Origin of the sequence: Bacteroides sp. RTP31139st1_H2_RTP31139_211217, from assembly GCF_040227615.1 — a bacterium.
GTDB classification, from domain to species: Bacteria; Bacteroidota; Bacteroidia; order Bacteroidales; family Bacteroidaceae; genus Bacteroides; species Bacteroides uniformis.
Map to the genome: position 1 here is coordinate 999 of NZ_JBCNZM010000177.1, position 8,386 is coordinate 9,384.

Below are 8,386 nucleotides of genomic sequence, written 5' to 3' on the forward strand. Positions count from 1 at the left end.
CGACTATATCCGGCAACAGATAGTAAGGCTGAAACGTTTGGGAAAGATACGGACCTCTGAAACCTATACAGCCGCGCTCAAAAGTTTCAGCAGTTTTATGAAAGGTAGCGATATACTGTTTGGCGAACTTAGCTCTGACTTGCTCATGGAATACGAGGCTTATCTGAAAAACAGGGGGAACTCACCCAATACAATCTCGTTCTACATGCGCATTCTGAAAGCGGTCTACAACCGTGCGGTGGAGAACGGACTGACCGGACAGCGGAACCTGTTCAAGTCTGTTTATACAGGTGTGGAAAAGACCTTGAAACGGGCCATTCATTTAAATGATATCAGGCGTATCAAAAGACTGGACTTGTCCCTGAAACCCCACCTTGATTTCGCACGTGACATGTTCCTGTTCTGCTTTTACACACGGGGGATGTCCTTTGTGGACATGGCTTATCTGAAAAAGGGAGACATTGCGAACGGAATCCTGACTTACCGCAGGAAAAAGACCGGACAACAGCTGTTCATCCGATGGGAAAAGTGTATGCAGGAGATCATCAAACTTTTTTGTTTATCGGTTCAAGATTTCAAAGTTGTTCATTAATTGCTTTGTTGGTTATATCCAGAGTATTATTTGTAAGAGACTCTACGAATAAATGATGATAAGACCAGTTAGTTTATCGCTTGTTTTATAATTTCATTGCGATATTCGTTCGGTGTGCAACCTTCCATCTTCTTGAACCAACGTGTGAAATGTTGCGGGTATTGGAAACCCATTTCATCTGAGATTTGACTGATACTTTTTTGCGTGTTCATGATGCGCTCTTTGGCTATATCCATAATTTTTTGCTGGATATGCTTGATTGCTGACATACCGGTTTCCTTTTTTACCAGGTCACTGAAATAATTGGTGGAAAGACACAGTTGGTCAGCGCAATACTGTACCGTCGGAATACCTTTACTCGTTGGCAAGGCAGAATGATAGTAATTATTGAGCAACAATTCAAAACGCGCCAACAAATCGTTGTTGGCATTTTCCCTTGTAATGAACTGGCGGTCATAAAAGCGGATGCAGTGGTCAAGGAGAAGCTTCATGGTATCAATAATCAAAGAACGGCTGTGCTTGTCAATAGGATGCCTCAATTCTTCTGCTACATTGTTTATACATTCAATGACTACTTTGCGCTCCTGTTCTGACAGGTGCAGTGCTTCGTTGGCATTATATGAGAAATAAGAATACTCTTTTATTATATGTGCAAGGGAAGTACCGCGCAATAGTTCGGGATGGAACATCAGGGCCCATCCGGCCGGCTGGTGCAGACTGCCATCATCGTCAGAACCCATTACCTGCCCCGGAGCGATAAACAGCATGGAGCCTTTTTCATAGTCATAGAGGCTCCGTCCATAATTCATCGTACCGCAGTCAGTATCTTTCAGCAACACAGCATAAATGTTGTACAGTTTCTTTGAGTGTCTGATGGGCTGCACCTCGTAACAATTCACAACGCTGACCAACGGGTGCAGAGCTTCGACTTCGAAAAGGTCGCAGTACTGCTGAACTGTATCTATTCTTGTTATATCTCCCATAACCATCCTTTTGTTTTTTACAAAAATAAGTATTTATATTGACATTGCTGTCTGAGGAACAGCTGTTTCTTTTCTATCCCTTATTTATTTTATTCCATGACGACAAAGTTAGTTCATTCAATCAACGAACATATAACCCTAATCACAGACTGTCTTACCATTTTCACAGATAACATTTAACCCGGTCCAAGCCCGATGAAAGTGGTAATTTTATCAGTGATTGAGGTCTAATCTTCAGTATGTGAATGCTGTAATTTTGCAAGTGAAACCAAAAAGGTAAATAAGATGAAACCAAAAGCTTTATTTGTCATGTTAATCTTATGGCTTAGCTTCACTACGATTCAAGCGCGGTCAACCGAAGATGTCCCGGATAAGGGAACTTATGCAAAATTTCTGTTGGTAGGATGTTATATGAAGCCAGACGAAGAAGGTGTCAGAATGTACCGGTTTGACGGACAAACTGCCGATGTCGACTATCCGTGTGGGCTGAGAGGGATTTCAAATCCTGCTTTCCTTACATCTGATAGCACTGGTAATCGAATTTATGCCATAGGCGATGATGAAGGGAAAAGTTCGACTGCCAATGCTTTGCTTTTTGATAAGGAAAGTGGTCTGCTGTCTCTGCTTAACTCGCAATCTACAGACGGTGAACTTCCTATTTATATTACTCTCAGTCCAAAGGAATACTTTGTTCTGACAGCAAATTATAAGGGTGGCAGCATCACGGTATTCTCACAGGATAAGAAAGGAAAGTTGCAACGTGATACAAAAATAATTCGTTTTGCTGGAAATGGGCCGAATAAAAAAAGGCAGGAACAATCGCATCTGCATTGCGTGACCTTTACACCTGATGGCAAATTCCTTCTTGCTACCGATTTGGGAACAGATTGTATCTATCTGTTTCCGATAGGCAAACGACCGGAAGCAGGTAAGGCTCATTCTCTGTTGGATGAATCAAGAGTAGTCCGCATACAGATGGATTCCGGCTCAGGACCTCGACATATATGTTTTCACCCGAATGGCAGATTTGCTTATCTCATCAGTGAACTCTCGGGTAAAATAACTGTATTCTCCTATAATGAAGGCAAGTTGGAACGTTTACAAACAATTGTCTGCGACCCTTTCGTTGCAGAGGGAAATGCAGATATCCATGTTTCATCCGATGGCAAATTCCTCTATGCTTCCAAGCACTTGAAAGAAGATGGCATAATTGTTTATTCCATTGATTCCCAAAAAGGAACATTGGTTCAAATAGGATTTCAGCCAACAGGTCTTTATCCGCGAAGTTTTGCCATCTCTCCGGATGGTTGCTATTTGGCAGTGGTTTGCAGGGATGCCAACTGCATACAGATATTCGAAAGAAACCGAAATACGGGGTTACTGAAGAATACGGGAAAAAATATCCGACTGGAAAGACCGGCGTTTGTCAAGTTCTTATAAATTCATCACTAAACAGAAAGCAATATGAACAAGTTAATTACAACCATCGCCTGCCTGATATGCTGTATCGTTTATACGCAGGCACAAAACAAGGACAATATGTTAAGCAAGAAAGAACAAAGTATTGCCGCCATCAGTATGTATGCCGCACGTGGCAATCAGGACAGCCTCAAAGTGATCCTTGCCAGAGGACTTGACTGTGGGCTGACCGTGAGCGAAGAAAAAGAAGTACTTACCCAGCTCTATGCCTATTGCGGCTTTCCACGCAGCATGGGTGCATTGGTTACGCTGATGAATCTCACCAAAGAGCGTGCAGCACAAGGCATAAAGGATGAAGCCGGACGGGAGCCTTCTCCGGTAAAGAGTTCGGATATGTTTGTTGTCGGTGGACAAAACCAGCTGAAACTGTTCGGTCGTCCGGCACTAGGAGAAGTGCTGACATTTGCTCCGGCATTGGACCAATTTCTGAAAGCTCATCTGTTCGGTGACATATTCAGCCGTGACAATCTCGACTGGCGTACCCGTGAACTGTCTACTGTGGCTGCCTTGTCGGTGTTGGACGGCGTGAAGAATGAGTTGAATACTCACATTGCCCATGCCAAGCACAACGGCGTGACACAGGCTCAGATAGACGAAGTACTTATCATGGCGGCACGCTGTCGGAACGGAATGGTGCTTTCTGAATCCGATGAACCGGCAAAGACTTTTCAAACAGATCCGACAATTACTGTCCGTAAGGTCTTTTATAAAAACAGGTATGATATCATGCTTTGCGCCGAAATGTACCTCCCGAAGGATTTCAATGAAGCGCAACACTATGCAGCCCTCATCATCGGACACCCGTTCGGGGCTGTGAAAGAACAGTGTAGCGGACTCTATGCACAGGAAATGGCACGGCGAGGCTACGTGACTCTGGCTTTTGATGCTTCCTATCAAGGCGAAAGTGGAGGAGAACCGCGTCACACGGTATCGCCCGACGCATTGGTGGAAGACTTCAGTGCTTCTGTAGACTGGCTCGGACTACAACCGTTTATTGACCGCAACCGTATCGGTGTGATTGGCATCTGCGGAAGCGGCGGGTTCTCTGTCTGTGCGGCTTCTCTCGACCCCCGCATCAAGGCATTGGCAACCGTGAGCATGTATGATATGGGGCGTGCCACCCGTAACGGTTTGGGGGATTCGATGACGGATGAACAAAGACGCAAACTGTTGGATGAAGTTGCCGAACAACGTTGGAAGGAAGCAGAAACGGGAGAAGCACGTATCCGCTTTGGCACACCGGAGAAACTGCTGGGAAATGCCAATGCCGTGCAGAAGGAGTTTTTCGATTACTATCGCAACCCCTTGCGTGGCTATCATCCGCGCTATCAAGGTATACGCTTTACCAGTCAGGCGGCATTGATGAACTTCTATCCGTTTGCCATGATTAAAGAGATTTCACCACGCCCCGTGCTATTCATTGCAGGCGAGCATGCACATTCGCGCTATTTCAGTGAGGATGCCTATCAAGAAGCCAGCGAACCGAAAGAACTGTATATCGTTCCCGGAGCCAATCATGTAGACTTGTATGACCGGATGGATAAGATACCGTTCGAAAAAATTTCGGAATTCTTCTGGTATGCTTTGCGGTAATTCAGATGAAAATGGTAATGCTATCCGTGATTATGATACAGCAAAGCGAATACGCAGGAGGGTAACTTTGCAACAGAAACAATTTAAAGATTATAGTATTTGCAACCAGTTATTACTCAATATTTTGTGAGTTATAAGTCAGAAATATGGGCATAACCTTTAGGGGTACATTCTAAAAGGTGAAGATTTAACCTTTTTATTATTTCTTAACACTCAAAGAGCGGTGGTAGAGGGTATTTTCCCTCTTTTCGGTACTTTATTGATGGTTCGATGTTCCCATCTTTCCACATTGCTTGGCTCGTTCGCACAAGCCACTACAAAGGTACTACAATTTCCAATAAAGGCAAGAGGACAGCAATTCAAATCTATTATTTTTGAGGGAGTGAAATCTGCCGCTTGCCAAATTTCTCTCTGTCGAAAATAATAGTCCTCTGAAAAGAATGAAAACAGCATTGATAAAATTGCCTTATTAAGGGGGGGCTATGCTGTTTTATGCTATTATTTCGTCAGTCGTTTATCTCCGTTGCCGGATGCAGTTTTCAGCCAAGCCGATGAATAAGAAAAGGTTTTGGAGCTGTTTACTCTCCAACGGAGGACGAAACTGCTCCAAATGGTTTACCGCTTGAACTTTTCGTTTTCTAAAAGAGGTTTGGCAACCTTTGCATCCGACAAAAGGAGATAAATGACCAGATATATAACAGTAGTATTACATTAAGGTAAAGAACAACCATGGTATAGTATTATTGCAATTTAACTATTTAAAGTTTGTTTATAATCAAATCATTTAAAGATTTTTGTCCTTCTATGATTTTTTGTATTTGATAAATGTCGTAATTAAATAAAAAATATCACGCATAATGACTTTTTCTTTTTTCTAAATTTCTTCAAATGACAAATTATTGTTACCTTTGTAATGTAATGTAGTTAATGGTTGCGCTTATAAAGTCCTTGGAAAGGATTTATGTATAAAAGAGGTAGATGTTTACTCTGTTCTTGCTTGGATTATCAGCATCACTGATATGAAATAACAAAAAAAATATACAATGGCTAAGCGGACGGACAGGCAGGGAAATAGTACAGATTCCCAATCCCCCTCTTTATAATACATTGCGTATAAGATTTATTAACTGTCTGGTCTGGGGAATCTACAGAGATTTAACGAATCAAGATGGGAAGAGTCAGTCTTTGTCTTGTCATAATGTTCTTCATCTGTAGTGCTCAAAAAATTGATGCACAAGTACAGAATATCAGAGAGAAACAAGATACCATTTCGGCGACTAAATCATTAGAGCATATCAGGCCCGAGAATATCAAGAAGGGACCATTGAATAATGCTTTGGATGTATTGAGTGGTCAGTCTGCCGGTGTGAACGTCACCACTAATGGGACTGACAGGCTCGCTATGCTGAATAGTATCCGTGTGCGTGGTACCACATCCATTATGGGTGGCAATGACCCGTTAGTAATTATTGACGGAGTGACATCTGACATCGCTACGCTATCTACCATATATCCCGCAGACATCGAGAGTTTCACTATTTTGAAGAATGCTACCGAAACGGCAATGTACGGTTCCCGTGGTGCTTCAGGTGTAATTGAGATTAAGACCAAGAAAGGAACGGGGCGAGGTTTCGAAATATCATATGATGGCAACTACGGATTCGAGTCAATGTATAAACATCTGCAAATGCTCAACGGCCCGGAGTATATAGCTACAGCAGAGGCACTTGGATTAGATTACAATAATGGTGGCTACAACACCAATTTTCACGATGTAATTACTCGTACGGGCTTGATACATCAGCATCACTTGGCTTTTAGCGGTGGTTCGGAAAACTCAAACTATCGAGCATCGTTCGGTTTTATGGATCATAATACAATTGTCAAAGTTAACGATTACCGAAATTTAGTGGTAAAACTTGATGCTACACAAAAGGCTTTCGATGGTCGCTTAGTTGGCGATTTTGGTGTATATGGCTACTCGTCAAAGATACACGACATTTTCGATACACGAATGCTGTTTTACTCGGCAGCTGCACAGAATCCTACATATCCAGCAGGAACTGATGTTAATGGCAACTGGGTGAAGAACTCGGCTGCATCACACATCAACCACCCCGGAGCACTCCTCTATGAGAAAAATGACTCCGAAGAACGGAATTTCAATACACATTTGGGGCTGAAATTTAATATCCTTGACAATTTGATATTGTCGGCTTTCGGCTCTTATTCATATTCATCTACGGGAAATGCTCAATTTTGTCCTACATGGGTGTGGGCGCAAGGCAATGTTTATCGTGGAGAGTTCAAGGGTGAAGACTACTTTACAAATGTGTCCCTCTCATATAACAATGCTTGGGGAGACTCACACCTTGATGCTGTTGTTGGCGCAGAATATCTTAAACAGGTAAGGACTGGTTTATGGGTGCAGGCAAAAGGAATAACAACAAATGATTTCTCCTATAATAACATCGGAGCAACATCATCGCGTCCTTTCGGTGGTACGAGCAGTAGCTATGAAGACCCGTCACTTGCTTCAATAATGGGTAGTGTCACATATAGTTACAAGGATAGATATTCTATTGCGGCAGCACTCCGTGGAGATGGCTCTTCAATGGTAAGCGATAACAATACTTTCGGATTCTTCCCATCAGTATCACTGGGTTGGGATGTAAAAAAAGAAGGCTTCCTCTCTGATACTGACTTTATAACAATGTTGAAACTAAGAACCGGATATGGTCGGTCAGGAAATCTTGGAGGTATAACATCCTATACAACACTTAATACCGTAAAGGAGAATGGTATCGTATCCATCAACGGTGCACCTACCGTAACAATGGGAAGTATACGCAACACGAATCCGGACCTTAAGTGGGAGACTCGTTCAACATTTAATATCGGTTTTGACTTAGGTATATGGGATAATCGGTTGATGCTTACCTCGGAATTATATTACTCAAAGACAACTGATATGCTCTATGAGTATGATGTTCCCGTTCCGACCTTTGCGTTCGATAAACTGATGGCAAATATCGGCTCGATGTTTAACCAGGGTGTCGAACTAGGAATCTCGGTAGTTCCCATTCAACGAAAGGATATGGAGATGAATATCAACTTCAATATGTCCTACCAGAAGAATAAGTTACTTTCGCTTAGTGGAGAGTATAATGGTATGCATATGACAGCTTCAGATATTACTCCGATTGGCTCGCTTTATGGTGCAGGTCAGAACGGTGGAGACAATAATGTAGTATATCAGATTGTAGGTCAGCCATTGGGGGTATTCTATCTACCTCACTGCAAAGGGCTTAAAGAAAATGAACTTGGTGGCTACAGTTACGATATTGAAGATTTGAATGATGATGGCGAGATTGATTTTAGCGATGGCGGAGACAGGTATATAGCAGGTCAGGCAACCCCCAAGGTAACTATTGGATCAAACATCAGTTTCCGTTACAAGTCCTTTGATATTGCCATGCAGATAAATGGTGCTTTCGGTCATAAGATATTCAATGGCACGGGCTTGGCTTATACCAATATGTCTATATTCCCTGACTACAATGTATTGAAGGGTGCTCCTGAAAAAAATATTATTGATCAGAATGTTTCAGACTATTGGTTGGAAAAAGGTGACTATGTAAATATTGAACATATTACCATAGTGTCTTTTCCTGATTTAGCTAGACGCTTTTTCTTTTTATAACCGATATCAGTAGACGGTTCTTGGAATGTTGTACTG

General features: G+C 42.4%; 4 protein-coding genes and 1 pseudogene. 4 read left to right on the forward strand and 1 reads right to left on the reverse strand.

What is annotated here, in order from left to right:
• Positions 1–592 (forward strand): site-specific integrase (locus tag ABUA47_RS20580; RefSeq protein ID WP_349831964.1); only part of this gene is annotated, 592 nt, incomplete at its 5' end.
• A gap of 68 nt (positions 593–660) precedes the next feature.
• Here ABUA47_RS20580 and ABUA47_RS20585 read toward each other — a convergent pair.
• A complete protein-coding gene (locus ABUA47_RS20585; RefSeq protein WP_349831966.1) occupies positions 661–1,581 on the reverse strand; it encodes a helix-turn-helix domain-containing protein in 921 nt (306 codons plus the stop codon).
• A gap of 279 nt (positions 1,582–1,860) precedes the next feature.
• Here ABUA47_RS20585 and ABUA47_RS20590 point away from each other — a divergent pair, with 279 nt between their 5' ends.
• The 3 genes and pseudogenes from ABUA47_RS20590 to ABUA47_RS20600 all read left to right on the forward strand — a co-directional run.
• On the forward strand, positions 1,861–3,015 hold the full coding sequence (locus ABUA47_RS20590; protein ID WP_004295300.1) for a lactonase family protein: 1,155 nt from the start codon (positions 1,861–1,863) through the stop codon (positions 3,013–3,015).
• Between the two features lie 24 nt (positions 3,016–3,039).
• Positions 3,040–4,647 (forward strand): carboxymuconolactone decarboxylase family protein, encoded by a 1,608-nt coding sequence (locus ABUA47_RS20595; protein WP_005835705.1) that lies wholly within the window; start codon positions 3,040–3,042, stop codon positions 4,645–4,647.
• 1,168 nt (positions 4,648–5,815) lie between these two features.
• Positions 5,816–8,308, forward strand: a pseudogene (locus ABUA47_RS20600) (SusC/RagA family TonB-linked outer membrane protein); the annotation flags it as partial.
• Positions 8,309–8,386 lie beyond the last annotated feature (78 nt).

What these genes read in the sequence shown, in the direction of transcription:
- ABUA47_RS20585 (WP_349831966.1), bottom strand. Translation starts at nt 1,581, where the DNA reads ATGGTTATGGGAGATATAACAAGAATAGATACAGTTCAGCAGTACTGC.
- ABUA47_RS20590 (WP_004295300.1), top strand. Translation starts at nt 1,861, where the DNA reads ATGAAACCAAAAGCTTTATTTGTCATGTTAATCTTATGGCTTAGCTTC.
- ABUA47_RS20595 (WP_005835705.1), top strand. Translation starts at nt 3,040, where the DNA reads ATGAACAAGTTAATTACAACCATCGCCTGCCTGATATGCTGTATCGTT.